Source organism: Rhizobacter sp. LjRoot28 (genome assembly GCF_964253025.1).
GTDB lineage: Bacteria > Pseudomonadota > Gammaproteobacteria > Burkholderiales > Burkholderiaceae_C > Rhizobacter.
In genome coordinates this window covers 2,280,468-2,304,990 of sequence record NZ_CAXUQC020000001.1, presented here as the reverse complement: position 1 = coordinate 2,304,990, position 24,523 = coordinate 2,280,468, and the positions used below count along the sequence as shown (strand labels likewise).

Annotated in this window: 21 protein-coding genes and 1 other RNA gene; 11 read left to right on the top strand and 11 right to left on the bottom strand. The window is 68.6% G+C overall.

All coding sequences use genetic code 11. The features are described from left to right. The 3 genes from ACSQ2F_RS10625 to ACSQ2F_RS10615 all read left to right on the top strand — a co-directional run bounded on the left by ACSQ2F_RS10625 (nucleotide 1) and on the right by ACSQ2F_RS10615 (nucleotide 1,975). The gene (locus ACSQ2F_RS10625; RefSeq protein WP_436022523.1) at nucleotides 1–1,149 is read left to right on the top strand and encodes an ABC transporter substrate-binding protein; all 1,149 of its coding nucleotides are present in this window, start codon (nucleotides 1–3) and stop codon (nucleotides 1,147–1,149) included. Nucleotides 1,150–1,332: 183 nt separating this feature from the next. Beyond that, nucleotides 1,333–1,593 carry a hypothetical protein gene (locus ACSQ2F_RS10620; RefSeq protein ID WP_436022521.1) on the top strand — a complete coding sequence of 87 codons (261 nt, stop codon included), beginning with the start codon at nucleotides 1,333–1,335 and terminating at the stop codon, nucleotides 1,591–1,593. 133 nt (nucleotides 1,594–1,726) lie between these two features. Continuing rightward, nucleotides 1,727–1,975, top strand: coding sequence for a hypothetical protein (locus tag ACSQ2F_RS10615; protein ID WP_436022519.1), 249 nt, complete (start codon nucleotides 1,727–1,729; stop codon nucleotides 1,973–1,975). A gap of 41 nt (nucleotides 1,976–2,016) precedes the next feature. Here ACSQ2F_RS10615 and ACSQ2F_RS10610 read toward each other — a convergent pair whose 3' ends face one another. The 3 genes from ACSQ2F_RS10610 to ACSQ2F_RS10600 all read right to left on the bottom strand — a co-directional run bounded on the left by ACSQ2F_RS10610 (nucleotide 2,017) and on the right by ACSQ2F_RS10600 (nucleotide 3,943). Beyond that, nucleotides 2,017–2,427, bottom strand: a complete 411-nt coding sequence (locus ACSQ2F_RS10610) for a YkvA family protein (RefSeq protein WP_436022517.1) — start codon at nucleotides 2,425–2,427, stop codon at nucleotides 2,017–2,019. Nucleotides 2,428–2,662: 235 nt separating this feature from the next. Then, nucleotides 2,663–2,759: signal recognition particle sRNA small type (gene ffs, locus ACSQ2F_RS10605), an RNA gene on the bottom strand. 53 nt (nucleotides 2,760–2,812) lie between these two features. Further along, the gene (locus ACSQ2F_RS10600) at nucleotides 2,813–3,943 is read right to left on the bottom strand and encodes an AIR synthase-related protein (RefSeq protein ID WP_436022515.1); all 1,131 of its coding nucleotides are present in this window, start codon (nucleotides 3,941–3,943) and stop codon (nucleotides 2,813–2,815) included. Nucleotides 3,944–4,036: 93 nt separating this feature from the next. Here ACSQ2F_RS10600 and dnaX point away from each other — a divergent pair, with 93 nt between their 5' ends. From dnaX to recR, 3 genes are read left to right on the top strand one after another with little or no spacing between them, the layout of a single operon-like run. Next, the gene (dnaX, locus tag ACSQ2F_RS10595) at nucleotides 4,037–6,175 is read left to right on the top strand and encodes a DNA polymerase III subunit gamma/tau (protein WP_436022513.1); all 2,139 of its coding nucleotides are present in this window, start codon (nucleotides 4,037–4,039) and stop codon (nucleotides 6,173–6,175) included. A 21-nt stretch (nucleotides 6,176–6,196) separates the two neighbouring features. After that, nucleotides 6,197–6,523 carry a YbaB/EbfC family nucleoid-associated protein gene (locus ACSQ2F_RS10590; protein WP_436022511.1) on the top strand — a complete coding sequence of 109 codons (327 nt, stop codon included), beginning with the start codon at nucleotides 6,197–6,199 and terminating at the stop codon, nucleotides 6,521–6,523. 10 nt (nucleotides 6,524–6,533) lie between these two features. Beyond that, nucleotides 6,534–7,121, top strand: coding sequence for a recombination mediator RecR (recR, locus tag ACSQ2F_RS10585; RefSeq protein ID WP_436022509.1), 588 nt, complete (start codon nucleotides 6,534–6,536; stop codon nucleotides 7,119–7,121). A 138-nt stretch (nucleotides 7,122–7,259) separates the two neighbouring features. Here the strand turns inward: recR and ACSQ2F_RS10580 are convergent, their stop codons facing one another. Together ACSQ2F_RS10580 and gloB are read right to left on the bottom strand one after the other, a co-directional pair. Further along, nucleotides 7,260–8,915 carry a transglycosylase SLT domain-containing protein gene (locus ACSQ2F_RS10580; protein WP_436022505.1) on the bottom strand — a complete coding sequence of 552 codons (1,656 nt, stop codon included), beginning with the start codon at nucleotides 8,913–8,915 and terminating at the stop codon, nucleotides 7,260–7,262. Next, on the bottom strand, nucleotides 8,912–9,682 hold the full coding sequence (gloB, locus tag ACSQ2F_RS10575) for a hydroxyacylglutathione hydrolase (protein WP_436022503.1): 771 nt from the start codon (nucleotides 9,680–9,682) through the stop codon (nucleotides 8,912–8,914). Before gloB ends, ACSQ2F_RS10580 begins: the two co-directional genes overlap by 4 nt. Between gloB and ACSQ2F_RS10570 the strand changes: the two genes are divergently transcribed. The 4 genes from ACSQ2F_RS10570 (at nucleotide 9,681) to ACSQ2F_RS10555 (ending at nucleotide 15,462) form a co-directional block, all read left to right on the top strand. Next, nucleotides 9,681–10,535, top strand: coding sequence for a class I SAM-dependent methyltransferase (locus ACSQ2F_RS10570; RefSeq protein ID WP_436022501.1), 855 nt, complete (start codon nucleotides 9,681–9,683; stop codon nucleotides 10,533–10,535). The genes gloB and ACSQ2F_RS10570 overlap by 2 nt on opposite strands. A 117-nt stretch (nucleotides 10,536–10,652) precedes the next feature. Beyond that, entirely contained in the window at nucleotides 10,653–11,105 is a 453-nt protein-coding gene (locus tag ACSQ2F_RS10565; RefSeq protein ID WP_436022499.1) for a ribonuclease H family protein, read from the top strand. Between the two features lie 61 nt (nucleotides 11,106–11,166). Beyond that, nucleotides 11,167–12,375 (top strand): efflux RND transporter periplasmic adaptor subunit, encoded by a 1,209-nt coding sequence (locus ACSQ2F_RS10560; protein ID WP_436022497.1) that lies wholly within the window; start codon nucleotides 11,167–11,169, stop codon nucleotides 12,373–12,375. Nucleotides 12,376–12,387: 12 nt separating this feature from the next. Then, on the top strand, nucleotides 12,388–15,462 hold the full coding sequence (locus tag ACSQ2F_RS10555) for an efflux RND transporter permease subunit (RefSeq protein WP_436022495.1): 3,075 nt from the start codon (nucleotides 12,388–12,390) through the stop codon (nucleotides 15,460–15,462). Between the two features lie 30 nt (nucleotides 15,463–15,492). Here the strand turns inward: ACSQ2F_RS10555 and ACSQ2F_RS10550 are convergent, their stop codons facing one another. Genes ACSQ2F_RS10550 through ACSQ2F_RS10535 form a run of 4 tightly spaced genes read right to left on the bottom strand, consistent with a single transcriptional unit; the run spans nucleotide 15,493 to nucleotide 18,550 of the window. Next, on the bottom strand, nucleotides 15,493–16,062 hold the full coding sequence (locus ACSQ2F_RS10550) for an N-acetyltransferase family protein (protein WP_436022493.1): 570 nt from the start codon (nucleotides 16,060–16,062) through the stop codon (nucleotides 15,493–15,495). Continuing rightward, nucleotides 16,037–16,630, bottom strand: coding sequence for a molybdenum cofactor guanylyltransferase MobA (mobA, locus tag ACSQ2F_RS10545; protein WP_436022491.1), 594 nt, complete (start codon nucleotides 16,628–16,630; stop codon nucleotides 16,037–16,039). Before mobA ends, ACSQ2F_RS10550 begins: the two co-directional genes overlap by 26 nt. Before the next feature lie 14 nt (nucleotides 16,631–16,644). Then, nucleotides 16,645–17,760 (bottom strand): GTP 3',8-cyclase MoaA, encoded by a 1,116-nt coding sequence (gene moaA, locus ACSQ2F_RS10540; protein ID WP_436022489.1) that lies wholly within the window; start codon nucleotides 17,758–17,760, stop codon nucleotides 16,645–16,647. Between the two features lie 43 nt (nucleotides 17,761–17,803). Then, nucleotides 17,804–18,550, bottom strand: coding sequence for a C40 family peptidase (locus ACSQ2F_RS10535; protein WP_436022487.1), 747 nt, complete (start codon nucleotides 18,548–18,550; stop codon nucleotides 17,804–17,806). 254 nt (nucleotides 18,551–18,804) lie between these two features. Here ACSQ2F_RS10535 and ACSQ2F_RS10530 point away from each other — a divergent pair, with 254 nt between their 5' ends. Then, complete coding sequence (locus ACSQ2F_RS10530; protein WP_436022485.1) at nucleotides 18,805–20,703, top strand: propionate--CoA ligase; 1,899 nt, start codon at nucleotides 18,805–18,807, stop codon at nucleotides 20,701–20,703. Here the strand turns inward: ACSQ2F_RS10530 and ACSQ2F_RS10525 are convergent. Both ACSQ2F_RS10525 and ACSQ2F_RS10520 read right to left on the bottom strand, forming a co-directional pair. Further along, nucleotides 20,700–22,313 carry an ATP-binding protein gene (locus tag ACSQ2F_RS10525; RefSeq protein ID WP_436022483.1) on the bottom strand — a complete coding sequence of 538 codons (1,614 nt, stop codon included), beginning with the start codon at nucleotides 22,311–22,313 and terminating at the stop codon, nucleotides 20,700–20,702. The genes ACSQ2F_RS10530 and ACSQ2F_RS10525 overlap by 4 nt on opposite strands. 342 nt (nucleotides 22,314–22,655) lie before the next feature. After that, the gene (locus ACSQ2F_RS10520) at nucleotides 22,656–24,308 is read right to left on the bottom strand and encodes a PhoH family protein (RefSeq protein ID WP_436022481.1); all 1,653 of its coding nucleotides are present in this window, start codon (nucleotides 24,306–24,308) and stop codon (nucleotides 22,656–22,658) included. Between the last annotated feature and the right edge of the window lie 215 nt (nucleotides 24,309–24,523).

Genomic DNA, 24,523 nt, shown 5'->3' with positions numbered 1-24,523 from the left:
ATGATGCCTTGCCACTGGACGCGCCGACAGGCGCTTCGAACCACCGCGGCTGCTGCCGGCGCGCTGGCCTGTGGGCCCTTGTGGGCCCAGGACGCCAAGGAAATCCGCATCGGGCAGAGCGTGCACCTGAGCGGTCCGCTTGCGGCCACCATGACCGCTCCGTTGCGCGGACAGCAGCTGGCCATCGACGAGGTCAACCGCAAGGGCGGGATCGCCGGCAAGCCGCTGAAGCTGGTGATGCTGGACGACGCCTTCGACCCCAAGCGGGCCGTCGAGAACACCATCAAGCTGATCGACGAGGAGAAGTGCGTCGCGCTGTTCGGCTACGCCAGCACGGCCAACATTGCAGCCGTCCTGCCCCTCATCGCGGAGAAGAAGGTGCCCCTCATCGGTGCCTATGGCGGCTCGCCCTCCCTGCGCGTCAAGCACCATCCGTACTTCTTCACGGCGATGGCCAGCTATCGCGACGAAGTGGTGCAGATGATCCGCAACCTGCTGACCACCCAGCGCAGCCAGCTCGGCGTCATCTACCAGAACCATGCCTTCGGTCAGCTGATGCTGCCGGTGGTGGAATCGGTTGCCAAGGAGCTCGGGGCCAACATCGTTGCCAAGCAGTCGCTGGAGATGAGCGGCGCCGACGCGGTGGCGGCGGCGCAGTCGATGGCGGCAGCAAAGCCCGAGGCGGTGCTGCTCATGGCGTTCGGTCCCTCGACGGTCCCGGTCATCAAGGCCTTGCGCAACCATGTGGGCACGCCCATCTACGCGCTCTCCATCGCGAATGCCAAGACCCTCGTGGCCGCCCTCGGGGACGACGGCCGGGGCATGGCCTACACGCAGATCATTCCGTATCCGTGGCGCCTGGCCAGCCCGCTGACCCGCGACTTCAACGCGGCCATGCAGGGTGCCAGCATCGAGGTCGACTACGACCACTTCTTCGGCTACCTCAACACCCGCGTGCTCATCGAGGGCCTCAAGCGGGCAGGGGCGACGGGCCGGCCGCTGACGCCCGCCAGCGTGCTGACCGGCATGGAGTCCATCGGCAAGTTCGACATGGGTGGCTTCCCGCTGCACTATGGTCCGACGCGCCACCATGGCTCCGCCTTCGTGGAGATCACCATCGTCGGCCCGCGCGGCAAGTACATGCGCTGACGAGAGGCTGCGCCCGACGGGCATTCGCCGTCGGGCGCGGTTCTCCAGGCTGAAGGACGGTGGGCTGATGCCGTCCTACACGCCAGCGGGATTCACGCCGCTTGGTGGGGCCGGAGCCGGGCACCTATCGTCTATGGGAGGGCGGTGCGCCGTGCTGCCCCAGAGCAGCGAACTGGAGACCCCATGGCCGACAAGCCCCAATCCCACACCCGGCCCGTGCAGACGACCACCGACGATCCGACGGACGTGCCGCAGTCCGCGCCGCGCATGCCGCACGAGCGCGACGAATCCTCCGACAGCCAGCACACGGAACCGCGAGGCAAGATGAAGCAGGCGCACCGCGACCTTGAGCGCGGTCTGGTGGACACCGACCGCGGCACACCCGCAGACGAGGCCTACCAGCATCAGAAGCCCGACGCGCCGACACCGTCCAGGGGATCGTGAAGTCAAGCAGCCCTTTGCCCGCCGACATGCACTGTCGGCGTTTTCTCACAGCACATTGCGCCTGCGTAGTGGTGCGTTTCGGACAGGCAATCCCTAGCATCTGCTCATTCAAGAAATGAAGTCAGAGGCATTGATGAACCGCTCCCATCTCGCGAAGTACCTGGTGTTGCTCGGCCCCACCGAGGCGCCGCGTGCGTTGCTGTTCAATGGCGAACATCGCTACCTGGCCGAAGTGTTCGATGAAGACGGCATCACCGTCGACCAGTTGATGAAGTCGAGCACGGTGTGCCCGACGCCGCGCAACCTCGCGCTGGACGAGGTGGTGCCATCGCCGGCCGTCGGCCCTGGCGAAGACGGTGTCCGTTGCTACGCACTGGGCTGACCTGACCCGACGCTCGACCTTCCGGAAGAGGCCCTTCCGGCTTATCCGGCCTGCACCTTGTGCAGGATCCATTGCCCCGCCGCCAGCGCCAGGGCGAGCCACACGATCAACACCACCACGCCCCCGACGAAGCTGCGCGGCTTGCGCCCTTCGTCAGCCATCCACCGATCGGCCTGCTCTCGGCAATGAGCCAGGGCCGGCTTGGGAATCAGGGCAATGGCCAGCCAGATCAACACGGGCAAGAGGATGACGTCGTCCAGGTACCCGAGGATCGGGATGAAATCGGGGATCAGATCGATCGGGCTGAGCGCATAGGCAACGACCACGAGACCCAGTGCCTTCGCATGCCATGGGACGCCGGGATGGCGCATGGCGAACCAGAGCGTGACCCCGTCGCGCTTCACGCGTCGCGCCCAGGCGGTGAGCGGTTTCAGTCGGTCTGCACGCGTCATGGCAAGGGAAAGGCGAGGTCCGCGGGAAGCAGCAGTGTCACTGCGAGGCACGCCAGCAAGCAGAACGAACGCAGGTCCGGCCGCGGATCCGCGATGGCCGGCCGGTGAGGCTCTCGAACTTGGGAATCGACCCCTGTCCACCAGGCCGTGAGAGTGACCCGTGACTGTGGCCGGTATGGGCGGAAGCGCGCAGGGGGCGCGCAAGGGGGCGCGCAGATCACGGCACTTGAAGAAGGGTGACGAGCCTGACCCCGGCACTGGTCACAGCGGTTGGGGCTGCTTCGTTCCCGACCTGACCCGGTTGGCCGCGCTTCCATGCGGGGAGGCCCGTCACCGACGATTGTAAGGGCAGTCGGCCCCGCTTTCAGGGCCGGGCCCAAAAGTCTCAGCGAAGCTGCAGGGCGTCGTCGCCGAATTCGATGCCGAGGGGTTCGATGATCAGCTTCTTGGGGCCGGCTTCCACGCGGCCGGCGACAAGCGCCTCGATGCCCTGGGCCCGTGCCACCTCGACGGTGCGCTCGGCATCCTCGGCCCTCACGAAGAGCGCGAAGCCCGCGCCCATGTTGAGGGTGCTGTAGGCCTCAAGGTCGTCCTGCCTGGCGTGCGTCTGGATGAACTTCAGCACCGGCGTCACCTCGGGCACGGCATGAATGCGGTAGGTGTGGGTGGCCGGGTGGCGCAGCAGCTTGCGCCAGCCGTGGCCCGTGATGTTGGCGCAGTACTGCGGAACGATGCCGGCCTTGTACAGCGCCTCCGTGACCGGCGAATACAACACCGTGGGCGCCAGCAGCGCCTCGCCGTAGCTGAGGCCGGGCGACACTTCGGTAAGGTAGCCCTGCGGCAGGCGCTCGACGAGCTTGCGCGCCAGGCTCAGCCCGTTGGCATGAATGCCGCTCGAAGCCAGCAGCACGATGGCATCGCCCGGGGCGAGGCGGTCACCCACGGACAGCCGTTCCTTCGGGTTGATGAGGCCCGTGCAGCTGGCGGCCAGGTCGATGCGGCCATCGGCCACGATGCCGGCGAGCGCCGGTGTCTCGCCGCCGCCCCAGGCCACGCTGCAGGTGTCGCAGGCGCGTTTCCAACCGTCGACCAGGGCTTGCGCCCGCTGGGCGTCGCCGAACCAGTCGGAGCCACCCGCGGCCCAGTAGGCCTGCACCACCAGCGGCGTGGCGCCGACGGTGATCAGGTCGTTGATGGCCATCGCGATCGTGTCCTGGGCGATGCCGTCGTAGTAGCTCTTGCCGGTGAGGGCCTTCATCTCGTCGGCGACCAGCGCCTTGGAGCCCAGGCACTCGACGATGGAGGCGATGTAGAAGGGGCCCACGTCCACCACATAGGCGGATTCCCCGCGCGACGCCTCGACTTCGCTGAAGCCGTGGCCCAGCAGGTGTGCACCGGTCGCTTTCGCCGCCCGCTGGGCCGCGACCTTGAGCGGGTCGATCAGGTCGTAGTTGACGCCGGCCTGTTCATAGCTGAGCGTGTCGCTGGAGGTGGACGAGGAGGGCTTGGAATTCATGGACGGGCTCTGACAACGCCAGCGGGCTGGCCAAACGCCGATTATCGGGCACGCGAAGGCGGTGGGGGTGGACAGCGCCCGTAGAATCACCGGATGTCCTACCTCGTTCTGGCTCGCAAGTACCGCTCCCGTGATTTCGAATCGCTGGTGGGCCAGGAGCACGTCGTGCAGGCGCTGAGCAATGCGCTCACCCAGCAGCGACTGCACCATGCGTACCTCTTCACCGGCACGCGGGGCGTGGGCAAGACCTCCGTCTCGCGCATCCTCGCCAAGGCACTCAACTGCACCGGTGCCGACGGCCAGGGCGGCATCACCGCCCAGCCCTGCGGCGTATGCGACGCCTGCCGTGACATCGACAGCGGCCGCTTCGTCGACTACGTCGAACTCGATGCGGCCTCGAACCGCGGCGTCGAGGAGATCTCGCAACTGCTCGACCAGGCGGTGTACAAGCCGGTGATGGGCCGCTTCAAGGTCTACATGATCGACGAAGTGCACATGCTCTCGAACACCGCGTTCAACGCGATGCTCAAGACGCTCGAGGAGCCGCCCGAATACCTGAAGTTCGTGCTGGCCACCACCGATCCGCAGAAGGTGCCGCCGACCGTGCTGTCGCGCTGCCTGCAGTTCAACCTGCGCCCCATGGCACCGCAGACGGTGCTGGAACACCTCGGCGCCGTGCTCGCCGCCGAAGGCATTCCAGCCGAGCCGGGCGCGCTGCGCCTGCTGTCCCGGGCCGCGCGCGGCTCCATGCGCGATGCCCTCTCGCTGACCGACCAGGCCATCGCCTTCGGCGCTGGCGCACTCACCGAGGCCGGCGTGCGGCAGATGCTCGGGGCGGTGGACCGCAGCCATGCCGTGCGCCTCGTCGAGGCGCTGGCCGCAGGGCAGGGCGCCGACGTGGTCGCCGCGACCAACGACCTCCGCTCGCTCGGCCTGTCCGCCTCGGGCACGCTTGAGGAAATGGCCGAGCTCCTGCAGCAGATGGCGGTGGTGCAGGCCGTGCCCGATGCACTCGACCCGGCCGAGCCCGACACGCCGACCGTGCTGCGCCTCTCCGCGCTGCTGCCGGCCGACGAGGTTCAGCTTCTCTACAGCATCGTCCTGCACGGTCGCGCCGAACTCAACCTCGCCCCGGACGAATACAGCGGCCTGGTGATGGTGCTGTTGCGCATGCTCGCCTTCCGTCCGCCGGGCTCGGCCACGCCTGCGCCCGCCGGCGGGGCCGGCGGAAACACGGCGACCCGCCACGGCAGCGAGGCGGCCTCTTCATTGGCTGCGTCGGTCGCCAGCGGAGCGCCTTCGCCGACGGCCGTGGGTGCGGGAACCGCGCCGGTCGCCGCGCCTCCCCCTGCCGCGTCTGCGGCGCCCCGGGCCGCCACACCGCAGTCCGCGCCCGTCGTGGCCCAGCCGGCGACCGTGCCCACCACGTCGCCCGCGTCATCGGGTCCGACCATTTCTCCATCGGTGGCGGTCGCTTCGGCGGGTGCACCTGCGCAGGCTCCGGCCAACGCACCGGAGGCTGCACCGGCTGCCCCGGCCACCGAGCGTGTCGCGCCCCCCATGTCGACCGTCCCGCCGCCGGCTGCGCCGCGCGAACCGGTGCGCCCCGCCGCGGTGGCATCGGCGCCCGTGGCTCGGGTCACGCCGCGCTTGCCCGAGCCACCGGCCTGGGTCGACGAGCAGCCCTTCGAGGGTGAGTTGTCCGGCGGCGATGCCGTCAGCCTCGACGAACTCGATGCGGCGTCGGCGCCGGTCGAAGGCGCCGTGGCGCCGACCGCCCGGCGTCCGCTGCCGGCCGATGCGCCCATGGCCACGGCCGCCTTCACGCCCACCCCGCTGGGCGACCGCTGGAACGACGCGGTGCTCAAGCTCAACGCAGCATCGTCCATCACGGCACTGGCCCGCGAGATGGCGATGCAGGCCCATTGCGTCGACGTCGCCTCCCAGGACGGGGTCGAGGTCTGGCGGCTTCGCGTCGAGCGCGAGATGCTGCGTGCCCCGGCCCAGCGTGACAAGGTGCAGCAGGCGCTGGCCCAGTTGCTCGGCCATCCGGTGCGCATCGAGTTCGAGCCGGGCCCTGCCACCGACACCCCGGCCGTGCGCGCCTCGGCGGAGCGCCTTCGGCGCCAGGCCGAGGCCGAACAGATCATCCACAACGACCCGCTGGTGCAGACCCTGATGCAGCAGTTCAAGACGGCGCGCATCGTGCCCGGCTCGGTCAAATTTCACTGAACCTCCACGAGGACCACCACCATGATGAAGAACCAGATCGCCGGCTTGATGAAGCAGGCGCAGGCGATGCAGGAAAACCTGAAGAAGGCCCAGGACGAACTGGCCACGATCGAGGTCGAGGGCCAGTCCGGCGCCGGTCTCGTCAAGATCACGATGACCTGCAAGCACGACGTCAAGCGCGTCGTCATCGACCCGAGCCTGTTCGGCGACGACAAGGACATGCTTGAGGACCTGGTGGCCGCCGCCTTCAACGACAGCATCCGTCGCGCCGAGGAGGTTTCCCAGGAAAAGATGGGCAAGCTCACCGCCGGCATGCCGCTGCCCGGCGGCATGAAGTTCCCGTTCTGAGCGCTCGCCGATGGCCACGTCCGCGCTCGACGCCCTGATCGAGGCCCTCCGGCAACTGCCGGGCGTCGGGCAGAAGTCGGCGCAGCGCATGGCCTTCCACCTCCTGCAGCACGACCGTGTCGGGGCGCAGCGCATCGCGGCCGCGCTCGACACCGCGCTGCACGACGTGCGGCACTGCGAGCGGTGCCACACCTTCACCGAGGCGCCGGTGTGCAGCACCTGCCTGGATCCTGCCCGGGACGCCCGGCTGCTGTGTGTCGTCGAGACACCGGCGGATCAGGCAGCGATGGAGCGCACCGGCAGCTACACCGGCCTCTACTTCGTGCTGATGGGGCGGCTGAGCCCGCTCGACGGCATCGGCGTGCCCGACATCGGGATGCAGGCGCTGATGCAGCGGGCAACCGATGGCGTGGTCGACGAGGTCATCGTCGCCACCAACTTCACGGCCGAGGGCGAAGCCACGTCTCACGTGATCGCCGAGGCGCTCAAGTCCCGCGGCGTGCGCGTGACCCGGCTCGCCCGCGGGGTGCCCATCGGCAGCGAACTGGAATACGTGGACCTGGGCACCATCGCGCACGCGCTGACCGACCGGCGCTGATGCGCCGCCGCGAAACGCTCGACCTCGTCCCGCGTCACGGGTAGGCGATGGCCTGCTTGCTGCAGGCAAACAAACTCCGCGCCGAGGAGCGGTGCGCTGTCTCGAGCCTTCGGTGAGAGGCTCGCCAAGCGGTCCCGCTCAGCGCTTGTTTTTGACGCTCTTCTTGGCCGGCGCGGCTTTCTTGCCCTTGGCCGTCTTGCCGGAGGCCGCCTTGCGCGACCCGGAGCTGGCCTTGCCCGCGGACGTCGCCTTCACCACGCCCTTGCGGGCACCCGCGCGAACCGAGGCGGCCTTGCCGCGCACGGCCTTCTGGGCGAGGTAGACCACGATGGTCTGGCCCGGCTTGAAGCGGGCGCCGGCGCTCACCTGGTTCCAGTTCGCGACCTGGCTCGGTGAGACCTTGTAGCGGCGGGCCACGCTGGCCACGGTGTCACGCTTGCCGGCACGCAGCGACACGCGCCGCAGCGGGGGCTGATCCGGTGTCAGCGACATCACGGCGTTGTCGGCGATGTGCGGCGAGACGTCGCTGCGGGAGGTGCTGGCACGCGGCACGAGCAGCGTGGACCCGGCCCTCACCAGCATCGAGGGCGGAATCTTGTTCACCTCGCGGAGTTCGGCCTCCTCCATGCCCACGCGCTTGGCTGCCTCTGACGGGTGGAGGGTGGTGGGCGCCACCCAGGCCGTCCAGGTGGCGAGCGGACCCTGGTGCGAGCCGATGTTGCGGATGAACTGGCTGGCGTTGTCGTACGGCAGCAGCAGCTGCGGTGTGCCGGCGGCCAGGATCACCGGCTTGTTCATCTGCGGGTTGAGCGTCTGGAATTCCTCACGCGATACCCCGGCCAGCGACACGGCCAGGGCCACGTCGATGTCGCGCTCGATGGGGACGCTGAGGAAGTAGGGGTGGTTCTCCAGCGGAGGGAGCGTGATGCCGAAGTCCGAGGGCCGGGCGACGAGGTTCTTCACGGCCTGCAGCTTGGGCACGTAGTACTGCGTCTCGTCGGGCATGCGCAGGCTCAGGTAGTCGGTCGGCAGCCCGCGGCGCTGGTTGCGCCGGATGGCGCGCTGCACGCTGCCTTCGCCCCAGTTGTAGGCGGCCAGCGCCAGATGCCAGTCGCCGAACATGCCGTACAGCTTGCCCAGGTAGTCGAGCGCGGCCCGCGTGGATGCGAGCACGTCCCGACGGTCGTCACGGAAGACGTTCTGGCGCAGCTCGAAGTACTTGCCGGTGGCCGGCATGAATTGCCACATGCCGGAGGCCTTGGCGGACGAGACGGCCTGCGGGTTGAACGCGCTTTCGATGAAGGGCAGCAGGGCCAGCTCGGTCGGCATGCCGCGGCGCTCGACCTCCTCGACGATGTGGAACAGGTAGCGGCTGCCGCGCGTCGTCATGCGTTGCACGTAGTCCGGGCGCGCGGCGTAGTACTGCTCGCCCTTCTGCACGAGCGGGGTGTCCAGGTCGGGAATGGCGAAGCCGCGGCGCAGCCGGCTCCACAGGTCGACCGTTGCGGCCGCGGAGCCCAGGTCCACCTTCTCGTCGGGGCGCAGCGGGTCGATGGGCGCCGCCACGGCGCTCGCCGGTTCGCTGGCCGCTGAAGCCGGCGACGACGCCGCAGCCGCGGAGGCGGAGGCCGCAGCCGCCGAGGCGGCCGATTCGGCGGCGCGAACGATGTCGGAAACGTCGTCCTCGGGCAGTTCCTCCGCGGGGGGCGCGACGGTGGCGCAGCCGGCGAGCCAGAGGGACAACAGCAGCGCCGCGAAAGAGGCCGGGCGGCGAAGGGAGGGCAAGGAGATCATCGGAATTCGTTTTTCCATTGGCGCAGCGCTGCCAGCACGTCCACCGGTTCATCGCTTGCGGCGCCGTGGCGGCGCGCAGCCTGCGCGACGGCCGGCAGGCTGCAACGCAGGAACGGGTTGACGAGGCGTTCCTGGCCGATGGTGCTGGGCAGGGTGGGAAGTTGTCGGCTGCGCAGGGCTTCGCAGCGCGAGAGGTAGTCGAGCAGGTCGGCGTTGTCGGGTTCGACCGCCCGGGCAAACTTGAGGTTCGAGAGAGTGTATTCGTGAGCGCAGCACACCTGCGTCTCGGAGGGCAGGGCGGCAAGCTGGGCCAGCGACTGGTGCATCTGGGCGGGCGTGCCTTCGAACAGCCGGCCGCAGCCGCCGGAGAACAGGGTGTCGCCACAGAAGAGGACCGGCGCGCCGGAGGTCGGGCGCTGCACGTACGCGACGTGGCCGGCGGTGTGGCCCGGCACGTCGAGCACGTCGAAGCGAAGGCCCATGACCTCGACCGCATCGCCCTGGCGGACCGGCTCGCAGGGCCCCGGAATGGATTCGTTGGCCGGGCCGAACACGGGCCCCTGCAGCCGGGGCCGAAGGGCCGCGAGGCCTCCGACATGGTCGCCGTGGTGGTGAGTCACTAGAATGCCGACCAGCGCCAACCCGTGGGCATCGAGCGCCCGTTGCACCGGCTCGGCCTCACCCGGATCGACGACGAGCGCGCGCTGCCCATCGTGAAGCATCCAGATGTAGTTGTCGGCAAAGGCGGGCAGTGCAAGCAGGTTCATGACACAAGTCGACGGGATTATAAGTTTGGGCCAATGGCTCGAAACGCCACCGGGACGCTACCTCCTGGCCTGGGAGCAAGCACAGCTCGACCGAGGCGTGGCCGACGTGTTCGGATTTCACGCGCTGCAGCTCGGCTTGCCCCAACTCGACGCCCTGCGCGACAACCGCATGCCGCACCGCTGGCTGGCGATCGACCAGCCCACGCTCGCGGTGGAGTCGCCGGGCAGTGACGAAGTTCCGATCATGACACCGTCGCCGGCGGCTCCGCGGGCGAGGGTCGTGCTCCAATGCGATTTCGATGCGCTGCCCTTCGACAGCCAGAGCCTGGACCTCGTCGTGCTGCCTCACGCGCTCGAACTCACCCGCGATCCGCACCTGGCCCTGCGCGAGGTGGAGCGGGTGCTGATGCCGGAGGGCAAGGTCCTGATCCTCGGCTTCAATCCCAACAGCCTGTGGGGTGTGCGCCAGCGCTTTGGCCGGCTTCGTCGGCAGATGGGCTTTGGCGCCCGGGACGGCTTGTTCCTGCCCGGCGAGAGCGAGTTCATCGGCTACCGGCGTCTGCGAGACTGGCTGCGCCTGCTCAGCTTCGAGGTCGAGGCCGGGCAGTTCGGCTGTTATGCCCCCGCCCTGCGGTCGGAGCGCTGGCTCACCCGGTTTGCCTGGGCCGAGCGGGTGGGCGAACGCTGGTGGCCGGTGTTCGGCTCGGTCTACATGGTGCTGGCCGTCAAGCGCGTGCGCGGCATGCGGCTCGTCGGCCTGGCGCGCCAGCACCGGCAGGCGGTGAAGGCCGCTGCCCCGGTGGTGAGCCATCGCCAAGGGAGCGCCCGCCGGGCGAAGGCGCCCGACCGCTGAGCGAGGCCGCCGGGCACCCTCCCGTTTCCTGCTCCTCGCGGTGGCGCGGCTGGCGGCCACGCCGCGGCGCCCACCACCACTTCTGCTTTTTTTCACTGACAAGGGAATCTTCCATCCATGAAATGGGTCGCTTACACCGACGGGGCCTGTGCGCCCTCCAACCCCGGCCCCGCTGGCTGGGGTGTCGTCCTGATCGCCGCTGACGGCGTCACCGAGACCGACCACTACGGGTTCATCGGCCCGGGCACCAACCAGATCGCCGAACTCACTGCGGCGCTGGAAGGGCTCAGCCGCGTGCCCGTGGGCGCCGCGGTGGAACTCGTCTCCGACAGTCAATACGTGCTCAAGGGCCTGAGCGAGTGGCGCGCGGGCTGGGAGCGCAAGGGTTACCGCAACTCGAAGGGCGAGCAGGTGGCCAACCTCGCCCTTTGGAAACAACTGTTTGCCGCCGCCGATGCGAGAAAAGTCACGACACGATGGGTCCGAGGCCACAACGGCGATGTCTACAACGAACGGGCCGATGCCCTGGCCAACAAGGCGCTTGCCACCCGTTCGGCCAGTCCCCGCTGAGTTGCGCGCGCGTGCACGAAATGCGTCGGATCGCTAGAGTGCACGCCGGAGATCCTTATTCATGACCATCAAGAAGTTGCACGCGATCGTGGCCGTGGTCGGCCTTGCCGGGCTGAGCGCCGCTGCGTACTGGTATCAGCGCCAGGACGGCGCATCAGGGCGAGGGTCCGCGCCGGTTGCGGCGCAGGGCGCGTCGGCGCCTGCCGCCTCCGAGCCCGTTCCCTCCGTCGAGGTGGCCCGGGTGGCGGCGATGCGGCTCAATGACGAGACGGTCACCGTCGGGTCCGTTCGCTCCCGCCAGGGCGTGATGCTGCGACCCGAGACGAGTGGCCGCATCGACAAGCTCGGCTTCACCGATGGGGCACGCGTGCGGCGCGGGCAGCTGCTCGTGCAGCTCGACGACACGCTGCAGCGGGCGCAGCTCGCCCAGGCCAAGGCGCAGGCGAGCATCGCTCGCACCAACCTGCAGCGCAATCGCGACCTGGCCGCCCAGAACTTCGTCAGCCAGAGCGCGGTCGACCAATCCGCCGCCGCGCTCGAGGTGGCGCAGGCGCAGGTGGCCCTGGCCGACGCGCAGCTCCTGCGCATGCGGGTGGTCTCGCCGTTCGACGGCGTCGCCGGCATCCGCCTCGTCAACGTGGGCGACTACGTCAAGGACGGCGCCGACCTCGTCAGCATCGATGACGTCGCGGCGATGTATGTGGACTTCCGGCTGCCCGAGAGCGTGCTGACGCGGCTGAAGGTCGGACAGGGCGTGGATGTCACGCTGGACGGCCTGCCGGGTCGCAGCTTCAAGGGCCGGGTCGACGCCTTCGATTCGCAACTCGAGGCCAACGGCCGCTCCCTGCTGGTGCGGGCAAGCATCGCCAACACCGAGGGCCTGCTGCGGCCGGGCATGTTTGCCCGCGCCCGCATCGTCTTCTCGTCGCGCGACGATGCCGTGGTGGTGCCCGAGGAAGCCCTCGTGCCCCAGGGCGGACGCCAGTACGTGATCAAGGTCGTCGAGGGCCCTGGAGGCCCGACGACACGCCGCCTGGAGGCGCGGCTCGGGCTGCGCGTGCCAGGCAAGGTCGAGATCACCCAGGGCCTGCAGCCGGGCGACGTCGTGGTGACGGCCGGTCAATCCCGCGTCATGCGGGCCGACGGCCTGCCGGTGCGCATCGTGCAGATCGGTGAGGCGGTGGCGTCGGGCGCTCCCGCCTCTGCCGCGGGGTCGACGCCAGGCGGGCCCAAGGTGGCGGCTGCTGCCAGCGCCGCGCCGCTGCGCTGAACGGAACCGGTCATGAGAATCTCCGAGACCTCCATCCGTCGCCCGGTGTTCGCGACGGTCATGTCGCTGCTCATCATCCTCATCGGCGCGGTGTCGTTCTCCCGGCTGCAGGTGCGCGAATACCCGCGCATCGACGAGCCGGTGGTCAACGTCACGACCCGGCTCACCGGAGCGTCGTCCGAAGTCATCGAGTCGCAGGTGACCAAGGTGCTCGAAGACTCGGTGGCCGGCATCGAGGGCGTGGACATCATCACGTCGGTCTCGCGCGCCGAGGAAAGCCGCATCACCGCGCGCTTCAAGCTCGACAAGAGCCCGGAGGACGCCGCGGCCGACGTGCGCGACCGCGTCTCGCGGGTGCGTGGCCGCCTGCCCGACGCGATCGACGAGCCGGTCATCTCCAAGGTCGAGGCCGACGCCACGCCCACCATCTGGCTGGCGTTCAGCAGCGACACGCTGTCGCCGCTCGTGATCACCGATGTGCTCAACCGCGTGGTGAAGCCGCGCCTGCAGACGGTGCCCGGCGTGGCCGACGTGCAGATCAACGGGGACCGCAAGTTCTCGATGCGCGTGTGGGTCGACCCCGACAAGCTGGCCGCCTACCAGCTCACCGTCCAGGACGTCGAGGATGCGCTGCGGCGACAGAACCTCGAGGTGCCCGCAGGACGCATCGAGAGCCAGCAGCGCGAGTTCAGCGTCACCGCCCAGACCGACCTCACCACGCCGGAGCAGTTCGCCGACGTCGCGCTCAAGACCGTGAACGGCCACTCGGTGCGGCTGCGCGATGTGGCCCGCGTGGAGGAAGGCCCTGCGAGTGAACGCTCCAGCGTGCGCCTGAACGGCAAGCCCGCCGTCTCGATGGGCGTGATCCGCCAGGCCACTGCCAATCCGCTGGAGGTGTCCGCCGGCGTCTATGCCGTGCTGCCTCGCATCCAGGAGGATCTGCCGGAAGGCCTGGTCGTGCAGCAGGCGAACGACAACGCCGTCTTCATCGACCGTTCGGTGAAGTCGGTCTACTCGACGATCGCCGAGGCGGTGGTGCTGGTCGCGGTGGTGGTGTTCGTCTTCCTGCGCACCCTGCGGGCCTCCATCATTCCGCTCGTCACCATTCCGGTGAGCCTGATTGGCGTGTTCGCCCTCATGGCCCTGGCCGGCTTCACCATCAACACGCTGACCCTGCTGGCGCTGGTGCTGGCCATCGGCCTCGTGGTCGACGACGCCATCGTGATGCTGGAGAACATCTTCCGCCACATCGAGGAGGGGCTGAGTCCCTTCCAGGCCTCCCTGAAGGGCGCCCGGGAAGTGGCCTTCGCCGTGCTGGCGATGACCATGACGCTGGCCGCCGTGTTCGCGCCGCTGGCCTTCACGCCGGGCCGCACCGGTCGCCTGTTCGTGGAGTTCGCCCTCACCCTGGCCGGGGCGGTGATCGTCTCCGGATTCACCGCACTCACCCTCACGCCGATGATGTGCAGCAAGCTGCTGCGCCACAACCCGAACCCGAATCGCTTCGACCGCATGATGGAGTCCTGGCTCGTCTGGCTGACGGGGCGCTATGAAGTCGCGCTGCGCTGGACCCTCGGCCGGCGCTGGCTGGTGCTGGTCGTGATGGCGGTGTCCGCGGGCGCGAGCTGGTGGCTCTTTTCCACCACCAAGAGCGAGCTCGCGCCGCTCGAGGACCGCGGCGTCGTGCTGGCCTCGGTCAATGCGCCGGACGGGTCCACCATGGCCTACACCGCGCGCTACATGCAGGAGATCGAGAAGATCGGCCTGCAGTACCCCGAGTTCGACCGCGTGTTCGTCGTGACCGGCAACCCGACCGTGTCCCAGGGCGTGGCCTTCATGCGCACCACCGACTGGTCGGTGCGGGACCGCAGCACCCAGTGGCTCGCCCGCGACATGCTGCCCAAGTTCGGCAACCTGCCGGGGGTAAGCGCCTTCCCGGTCACGCCGCCGTCGCTCGGGCAGGGCTTTCGCGAGCGGGCGATCAACTTCGTCATCGTCACCTCCGATTCGTACCAGAACCTGGCCCAGGTCGCGCAGCAGATCATGGCCGAGATGAACAAGAACCCCGGCATCGTGCAGCCGGACAGCGACCTGCGGCTGAACAAGCCGGAGATCTTCATCCAGGTCGATCGCAAGCGCGCAGCCGATGCCGGCGTTCCGGTCGACCAGGTCGCGCGCGCCATCGAGACCATGCTCGGCGGACGCAACGTCACCCGCTACAAGCGTGAGGCGGAGCAGTACGACGTCATCGTGCAGACCGACGTCTCGGGACGGACGACCCCCGAGGACATCGAGCGGATCTTCGTGCGCGGGCGAGGCGACGCCATGATCCCGCTCTCGTCCCTGGTCGAGGTGCGCGAATCGGTCAGTCCACGTGAACTGAATCACTTCAACCAGCGGCGCTCGGTCACCATCTCCGCCAACCTCGCCCCAGGGTATGCGCTGGGCGAGGCGCTGACGTTCATGGATGACACGGCGGCCAAGGTGCTCAAGCCCGGCTACTCGACGGAACTCAACGGCGCGTCGCGCGAGTTCCGTTCGTCGAGCGGCGCCCTCGGCCTCGTGTTCGTGCTGGCCCTGCTCTTCATCTTCCTCGTGCTCGCCGCCCAGTTCGAGAGCTTCGTCGATCCGTTCGTCATCATGCTCAGCGTGCCCTTGTCGATGCTGGGCGCGCTGGGCGCGCTTCAGCTGTCAGGGGGCACGTTGAACGTGTACTCGCAGATCGGGCTGATCACGCTCGTCGGCTTGATCACCAAGCACGGCATCCTGATCGTCGAGTTCGCCAACCAGATGCGACAGCAGGGCCTGGACACCCTCGAGGCCGTCGTCACCGGCGCTGCCTTGCGCCTGCGCCCCATCCTCATGACGACCGGTGCCATGGTGCTGGGCGCGCTGCCGCTGGCGCTGGCGAGCGGCGCGGGCGCGGAGAGCCGCCAGCAGATCGGCTGGGTGATCGTGGGCGGCATGACGGTGGGGACGCTGCTCACCATCTTCGTGGTGCCGACCATGTACATGCTGTTGGCGCGCAAGAACGTGCCCGGTGAGATTGCCGAGGCCTCGCTCGACCAGCCCGGCACCGCGCACTGAGACTGCGCCGCGCCAGGCGCGGTGCAGAGCTCAGTGCGCCGCGAGCATCAGGCGCAGCAGGTGCTTGTCGACATCGCCTTCGTCCAGGCGCAGCGCCTGGGTGAGGGTGCCGTAGCGCACGAAACCCGCGGCCTCGTAGAGCGCGATGGCGCGGGGATTCGTAGCCGTGACGGTCAGGAGGAGTTGTTCGAGCGTGGTGACGGTGCGCACCCGATCGATGCAGCCGCGAAGCAGGGCGCGTCCCACGCCGCGCCCCCCGTGCTCCGGAAGCACCATCATGCCGACGATGTGGCCGATGTGGGCCACCTTGGGCAGCGACTCATGCTCGCAACTGATGGCGCCCACCAGGCGGTCGCCGCTGAGCGCGCCCAGGGTGAACGTGGCCGGGTCATCGCCGCCGAGCCCGAAGCGGGCCTGGTACACCTCCGCGGCCTTGGGCCACTCGCTCTGCGGGTCGGCGGTGAAGGCATCCGGAGCCAGCAGCAGCATGGTGTCGCGCAAGGCCTTGTAGTCGGCCAGGTCGTCCGCGCCGAGCCGGCGCACGGCAAAGGGAGCTGCCGCGGCGGCCAGCGTTTCAGTGAAGGCGCTGGAGTTCTTCAAGGGTGTTCGCGTTCGTGAATGCCTCGGGAGTCTCGAAGGCCGCCACCGCAGCCCCGAGCGTCGCCGCCCAGTGGCTCAGACCTCGACCGCCCTGTTGCACGAAACTGCCGAGCGCCGGTTCGAGCGTTCGGCGGAGCAGGCAGAACACGGGCTGGCGTTGCAGGCCACCGTCGGGCGTGCGGCTGGCCGCCAGCACGATGTCGGCGCCATCGAGCACGGCTTGCGTGGCCATGCGCTCCGCGAGATCGAGCGGGAAGGCAGGCGTGTCACAGGGCACGGTGAGCAGCCAGTCGGTGGCTGCCGCCTGCAGCCCCGCAAGCAGCCCGCCCAGCGGCCCAGGGTGGTCCGGCAGCGCGTCGCTCACCACGGGCACACCGAAGCTCGCGTACGTGGGCAGGTTGCGGTTGGCCGACACCAGGCAGCGCTCGACCTGCGGCGCGAGCCGGCGCAGCGCGTGCAATGCCAGCGGCACGCCGCGCAGCGGCTGCAGGCCCTTGTCGGCGCCCCCCATGCGCGCGCCACGTCCACCGGCAAGCACGAGACCCGTGATGTCGCGGCGCTCGATCATCGAGGGGCGAGGGCTCAGCCGCCGATGTAGTGCATCTCGACCCGGCGTGCGCCATCGGCCGGTGCCGGCGGCAGCTGCGCCCGCAGTTCGGAATAGCGGTCGCTCCGGCCCTGCCAGATGCCGGCGATGGCGCCGCCGATCGCTGCATCGGCATGGTCGCCGCGCAGCAGCGCGCGCAGGTCGTGGCCCTGGGTGCCGAACAGGCAGAGGAAGAGCTTGCCCTCGGTCGTGAGGCGGGCGCGGTTGCAGTCGCGGCAGAAGGCCTGCGTCACGCTGGAGATGACGCCGATCTCGCCCTGCCCGTCGCGGTAGCGCCAGCGCGCAGCGGTCTCGCCCTGGGCCGCGGCGCCGAGGGGCTCCAGCGGGAAGACCTCGCCCAACCGGGCGATGAGTTCACCCGAGGGCAACACCTCGTCCATGCGCCAGCCATTGGTGGCCCCGACGTCCATGTACTCGATGAAGCGCAGCACCACGGGCGTGCCGCGGAAGCGCTCGGCCATGGCGACGACCTCATGGTCGTTGGTGCCGCGCTTCACGACCATGTTGACCTTGACGGGGCCGAGGCCGACGGTGTGGGCCTCGTCGATGCCCTCGAGCACGTCTGCGACGGGGAAGTCGGCGTCGTTCATGCGCCGAAAGATGGCGTCATCCAGCGCGTCGAGGCTGACCGTGACCCGCTGCAGCCCGGCATCCTTCAAAGCCCGGGCCTTGCGCTTCAGCAGCGAGCCGTTCGTGGTGAGGGTCAGGTCGAGCGGCTGGCCTTCGAGCGTGCGCAGACCGGCGAGCATCTCCACCAGGCGTTCAAGGTTCTTGCGCAGCAGCGGTTCGCCGCCGGTGAGGCGGATCTTGCGCACGCCGAGCGACACGAACACGCGCGCGGCTCGGGTGATCTCCTCGAAGCTCAGCAGCGCGTCGTGTGGCAGGAAGCGGTAGTGCTTGTCGAAGATCTCCTTCGGCATGCAGTAGCTGCAGCGGAAGTTGCAGCGGTCGGTGACGGAGATGCGCAGGTCGTGCAGCGGCCGGCCGAGGGCATCGCGCAAGTCGCCCTCGAACGGGGCCGCGGGTGCGGGCGGGGGGGGCGTGCTCGCCAGACGGCGGAGGTCGGCGAGCGGAATCACTTTGGCGACCATCGCCGGATTGTCCCTCAGCGAAACGACCGCGTCTTGTCCGGGGTCAGTTCCAGTGGTTCTCGGTCGCGGCCGAGAAAGCCGGGGGCGTGGCGGGCGCCGAGGTGTGGACCATCGCCGGCTGGGACGACGGGAGCGGCGTCGCAGCCACCGTGAGGTGCTTGTCGGCGACGCGGCGTGCACCGGTGAAGCGCTTGGCCCAGTAGGACACCCGCATGTTCTCGACCCGAACATTGCCGCCGCTGCGCGGAGCATGGATGAACTTGCCCTCGCCGACGTAGATGCCCACGTGCGAGAAGGTGCGGCGCAAGGTGTTGAAAAAGACGAGGTCGCCGGGTTGCAGTTCTTCGCGGCGAACCTTCACGAGGCCGGGTGCGGTGGCCTGCTCGTCGGCCCGACGCGGAAGGATGAGGCCGATGCTGTTCTCGAACACGTGGCGCGTGAAGCCGCTGCAGTCGAAGCCTTCTTCGGCGGAGTCGCCGCCGCGCACATAGCGCACGCCGAGGAAATTCATTGCCGACACGACCATGCCCGAGGCGGATTCCCGTACCTGCTGCGCAAAGGTGGCAGGGCGCTGTACCGCCGGCGCAGTGCCGGCCGGCAGCAGGTGGCCGGGGTTCGGGTTGGCCACGAAGGGGGCGGCCAGGCCGCGGTCTTCGATGAGGCCGGCAAGCGGGTCGGTGCCGGGCTGCGGCGATGCGACTGCTGCGCCGCTCACGAGCGCGCCAGCGAGCAACAGGCTTGCGGCTCGAGCGGCATGGCGGGACAGGGCAGGGCGGTACAGCGTCGACATGGGGCGGAGCATAGGGAAGGCGCTGGGCTCAGTCAACCCGGAAATCCTTTGTACAACGCGGACTTAGCACGGCTTTTCGAGCCTTCGGATGAGCATCGCGCAGGGCTCAGGGTCTGCCCTCATCAGGTTTCCCCGGGGGAATTGCGTCAGTGGCCCGTCAGTCCGCGGGCCTGCAATGCCATCGCGTCCCGCATCACGGCGACACAACTGGATGCAATTCAGCAGGCGATCCGGCCTGCCCCAAGGAGAGACCGATGACCCGCTATGCCGACTTCTACCAGCGCTCGATCCACGACCGCGACAGCTTCTGGTCCGAGCAGGCCTCGCTCGTCGACTGGCATCGCCCCTTCGACCAGGTGTGCGACTACAGCAACCCACCCTTCGCCCGCTGGTTCGTGGGTGGCGAGACCAACCTGTGCCACAACGCGGTCGACCGGCACCTCGCGGCGCGGGCCGAGCAGAACGCACTCGTCTGGGTGTCCACCGAAACGGACCAGGAGCGGGTCTACACCTTCGCGGCGCTCCACGAGGAAGTGCAGCGGATGGCGGCGATCCTGCAATCGCTGGGTGTCGGCCAGGGCGACCGCGTGCTGATCTACATGCCGATGATTCCGGAAGCGGCCTTCGCCATGCTGGCGTGCACGCGCATCGGCGCCATCCATTCGGTGGTGTTCGGCGGCTTCGCCAGCGCGAGCCTCGCCAACCGCATCGATGACGCGTCGCCACGCGTCATCGTGAGCGCCGACGCAGGCAGCCGCGGCGGCAAGGTGCTGGCGTACAAGCCCCTGCTCGACGAAGCGATCGAGCTGGCGAAGCACAAGCCCGAACGCGTGCTGCTGGTGGATCGCGGCCTCGCGCCCATGGCCGTCAGCAGCCCCCGCGACGAGGACTATGGCGCGCTCCGCGAGCGCCACCTCGATGCCCGTGTGCCGTGCACCTGGGCGCCTGCCACGCATCCGAGCTACACCCTCTACACCAGCGGCACCACCGGCAAGCCCAAGGGCGTGCAGCGCGACACCGGCGGCTATGCCGTGGCGTTGGCGGCCAGCATGAAGCACATCTACCAGGGGCAACCCGGCGAGACCTTCTTCTGCACGAGCGACATCGGCTGGGTCGTCGGGCACAGCTACATCGTGTACGGGCCGCTCGTGGCCGGCATGGCGACCATCATGTACGAAGGCCTGCCGGTGCGTCCGGACGCCGGCATCTGGTGGCGGCTGGTCGAGAAGTACCGCGTGAGCGTGATGTTCTCGGCGCCCACGGCTGTGCGCGTGCTGCGCAAGCACGACGAATCGCACCTCAAGACCCACGACCTGTCCTCGCTGCGGACCCTGTTCCTGGCCGGCGAACCGCTGGACGAGCCGACCTCGCGCTGGATCACCGGCGCGCTCGGCAAACCGGTGATCGACAACTACTGGCAGACCGAGACCGGCTGGCCCATCCTGTCGATCGCCAACGGCGTCGAACGGGCAGAGGGCAGGTTCGGCAGCCCGGGCCTTGCCATGTACGGCTACGACGTCAGGCTGATCGACGAGAACACCGGCCTGGAGCTCACCGCCCCGAACCAGAAGGGCGTGATCGCGATCGAGGGGCCGCTGCCCCCGGGCTGCATGCAGACCGTCTGGGGCGACGACGCCCGTTTCGTCAACACCTACTGGAAGACCGTGCCGGGCCGCCTGGTCTACAGCACCTTCGACTGGGGCGTGCGCGACGAAGACGGCTTCTACTTCATTCTCGGCCGCACCGACGACGTGATCAACGTCGCGGGCCACCGGCTGGGCACGCGCGAGATCGAGGAGAGCATCTCGCACCATCCCGCCGTGGCCGAAGTGGCGGTCGTCGGCATCGCCGATGCACTCAAGGGCCAGGTGGCCGTCGCGTTCGCCGTGCTCAAGGATCCGTCGCTGGCCGATGGGGATGCACGGGCCCGGGCCCTGGAGGCCGAGGTGATGAAGACGGTCGACCAGCAGCTCGGCTCGGTCGCACGTCCGGCGCGCGTCCGCTTCGTCACGGCACTGCCCAAGACGCGCTCGGGCAAGCTGCTGCGGCGGGCCATCCAGGCGGTCTGCGAGGCGCGCGATCCGGGGGACCTCACGACGATGGAAGACCCGGGCGCGCTGCAGCAGATCCGCGAGCACATGCAGGCGCATTAACTCCTGCGGTCGTGACGAGGAAGACTCACACGGAAATGGGATCCTGCTTCAGGGGCCGAAGTCACGTCGAGGCTGCCACCCATGGCCTGGACCAGCGCCTTGGCGATGACGAGACCCAGCCCGGTGCCCGGCACGGCGGAGCGTTCGGCGCCGAGCCGGTTGTACGGCTCGTAGAGCTTGGCCAGCTGCGCCGGCGTCATTCCGTGGCCGGTGTCTTCGACATGGAGAACGACGGTGTCGGTGTCCGAGGTGGCGTGGATGCGCACCTGGCCCGATTCGCGGTTGTACTTCACCGCGTTGCTCAGCAGGTTGCTGACGACACGGTCGAGGGCCTTGGCGTCGGCCAGCACCTGGACGTCGTCGGCCAGGTCGATGTCGACCGTGACGTGCTTGCGGCTGGCGTCGTTGGCCACCATGAACGCTGCTGAACGAACGATGGGCGCGAGGAGCACGCCGGTGCGAGCCAACTCGATGACGCCGTTCTCGATTCGCCCGAGGTTCAGCATGTCGTTGGTCAGTGCGAGCAATCGATCCGAGGCGTCCCGGATGTGGCCGAGGTGAGCGCGCTGCGTGTCGGTGAAGCCAGACTCGTCCAGCTGCAGGAGCTGGGTAAAGCCCATGATCGCGTTCAGGGGAGTCCGGAACTCATGGCTGACCTGCGAAATGAATGCCGTCTTGCCCTGGCTGGCTCGTTCGGCCGCCTCCTTCATGACCGTGGCCTGGTGCAGCCGCTTGTTTGCCTCGATGAGGGCCGTCATGTCGGTTGAAACGCCGAGGTAGCCCTCGAATCGCCCGCGGTGGACGAGGGGCACGCCGGAACGGTTGGCCACGACGTGCCCCGACGCGGTGGGAATCCGGATGAGCCTGTTGGCGAACGGTTCGCGGGTGGCCAGCAAGTCTTCGAACGATTGCGGCGGCTCGACGGGCTGCCCCAGGAAGTCGACCTCCGGTCCCCCGAGGATCTTCTCGCCGATGAGGCTTTCCGGCGTGCGTCCCACCTTGGCTTGAAAGGTGGCGCCTCGGATCCGGACGTACCGGTTGTCGGGGTCGGTGACCCAGGTCCAATCGCTCGAGATTTCCGCGAGGGCCCGGGCCTCGATCTCGTCCTGCTGCATCTGCCAGCGTGCCATGCGGGAGTCGAGAAGCCCCTCGGTGACGGAGGCGAGGTGCGACAGAATGGCGTACTCCTCGCGGGTGAAGGTCCGCGGGACCGTGTCCAGGGCGCTTAGCGTGCCGATGAACTTGCCGGCGTACTTGATGGCGATGCCAGCGTACGCGGCGACTTCCGGGTGGCTTCGTACCACGGGCAAACTGCCGAAGCGCGGGTCGGCGTGCACGTCCCGGATGGCCAGCGGTCCCGGCATCCCTTCGACGAATCTGCACAGCGAGTCCCCGGTGGGGTACCGACGGTCCTGCCAGCCGACGGCGGCTTTCACCCACACCCATTCATTCTCGAAGAACGACAACATGGCCGAAGGGGTGTGAAGGGCCTCGACCGCCACCCGGACGAGCGACTCGAAGCACGCCTCGGCGACCGCGTCGCGCACCCCGAGGGCGTCCAGCAGTTCAGTTCTGCTGAGGGGGACCTGGGTGAGTCGATGGGTGAGCATGCCTTCCCTTTGGCTTCCGGGGCGGGACCGGATGCAAAGCACAGTATGGCGCCGTGATGACTCAGCATGCACTCCCATGTTTCACCACGGGTTACTTTGCAACAGGACCGGGATGGGCGCGACGAGCTGAACCCGTCGGACGCAGGGTGCGTCAGGGAGCCGCCGCCAAGGGGCGGTGTGCCCAGCGACGATGAGGACGCCGCCCCCAACGCATCCGAAGTGCGCCAAAGGCACGGCCGCCAAGCGCGGTTCGGTCGGTCGACGAGCCGTGAGCGCGGCAGTGTGGGTGCCGTCCCGGCTGGCACCGGGACGGACGGGATCAAGCTGCCGTGGGGTTCCGGATCAGAGCACCTCGGAGGCGAAGTCGGCCAGCCGCGAACGCTCGCCACGCGCCAGGGTGACGTGGCCGCTGTGCGGCCAGCCCTTGAAGCGATCGACGGCGTAGGTGAGGCCGGAGCTGCCTTCGGTCAGGTAGGGCGTGTCGATCTGGGCCAGGTTGCCCAGGCAGACGATCTTGGTGCCCGGACCTGCCCGGGTGATGAGCGTCTTCATCTGCTTGGGCGTCAGGTTCTGGGCCTCGTCGATGATGACGAACTTGTTGAGGAAGGTGCGCCCCCGCATGAAGTTCAGGCTCTTGATCTTGATCTTGCTGCGCACCAGGTCGTTGGTGGCGGCACGCCCCCATTCACCGGCCCCGCCATCGGTCTTGGACAGCACTTCGAGGTTGTCGTCGAGGGCGCCCATCCAGGGCGACATCTTCTCTTCCTCGGTGCCCGGCAGGAAGCCGATGTCCTCGCCGACCGGCACGGTGACGCGGGTGACGATGATCTCGGTGTAGCGTCGATCGTCCATCACCTGCGACAGCGCCGCGGCCAGTGTCATGAGTGTCTTGCCCGTGCCGGCGGTTCCGGTGAGGGTGATGAAGTCGCAGTCCGGGTCCATCAGCAGGTTGAGCCCGAAGTTCTGCTCGCGGTTGCGTGCGGTGACGCCCCACACCGCGTTCTTCTGGTGGGTGTACTCGCGCAGCGTGCGCAGCACCGCCGTCTTGCCGGTGATCTCCGTGACCTTGGCGTAGAGCGGCGTGGCGCCGGGCGCCTCCAGGTAGACGAACTGGTTGATGAGGAGCGACGGGACGAGCGGCCCGCTGATGCGGTAGTAGGTGAGCCCGCCCTGGTTCCAGCTTTCCATCGTCTTGCCGTGCAGCTCCCAGAAGTCGGAGGGCAGGGCCATGACGCCGGTGTAGAGCAGGTCGCCGTCGTCCAGCGTCTTGTCGTTGTAGTAGTCCTCCGCACACAGGCCCAGCGCGCGGGCCTTGATGCGCATGTTGATGTCCTTGGACACCAGGACGACCTCGCGGCCCGTGTGCTGGTCGCGCAGCGCCTTCACCACGCCCAGGATCTGGTTGTCGGCCTTGCCCTGCGGCAGGCCGGCGGGCAGCTCGACGTTGAGCAGCTGCGTCTGGAAGAAGAGCTTGCCGCCGGCCTCCCGGTGGCCGGTGTGGTCGAGCGGCAGGCCGTCGGCCATGTCGGCGCCAGGTCGGTCGGTCAGGCTCGCGGCCAGTGCGTCGAGGTCACGACTGACCTGGCGGGCATTGCGTGCCACTTCGGACATGCCCTTTTTGTGATCGTCGAGCTCCTCGAGCGTGATCATGGGCAGGTAGACGTCGTGCTCCTCGAAGCGGAACACGCACATCGGGTCGTGCATCAGCACGTTGGTGTCGAGCACGAACAGCTTCGCGGGGCCCGTGCCACGCGGCGTGCGGGCCCGGGGCTTGGCTGCTGGACGGGGCGGCTGCGGTGCCGGAGCGCGGGCCACCACGGGCGCGAGGGGCGCGGCTTCGCGGGGCGGCTCGTAGAGGTCGAGTGCCGCAGGGGCGGGCTCGGCCGCGGCGTGTTTCTGGGTGGTCCGTTTGCCCGGTTTGGGCGCGGCCTGCGATTCGAAGTCGGCGGGGGTCAGGAGACTGGCACGTTTGGCAGGCGGCTTGGGCAGTGGCATGGGTGTTCAGGTTGGCTGGAAAACAAAAAAGCCGCACAGTCGCCCGTGCGGCTTCGATGGGTGTTGATGGGGTTCAGGCACCAGGAACATGGAATTGATTATGCACATCTTGAGTGACCGCTCAACCCGCACCGGTGGCTGAGGGCCTGGAATTGAAAAAAGCCGGCAGAGCCGGCTTTTCGATGCGGGGCCTTGGCCCCTCCCCACAGTGCCCC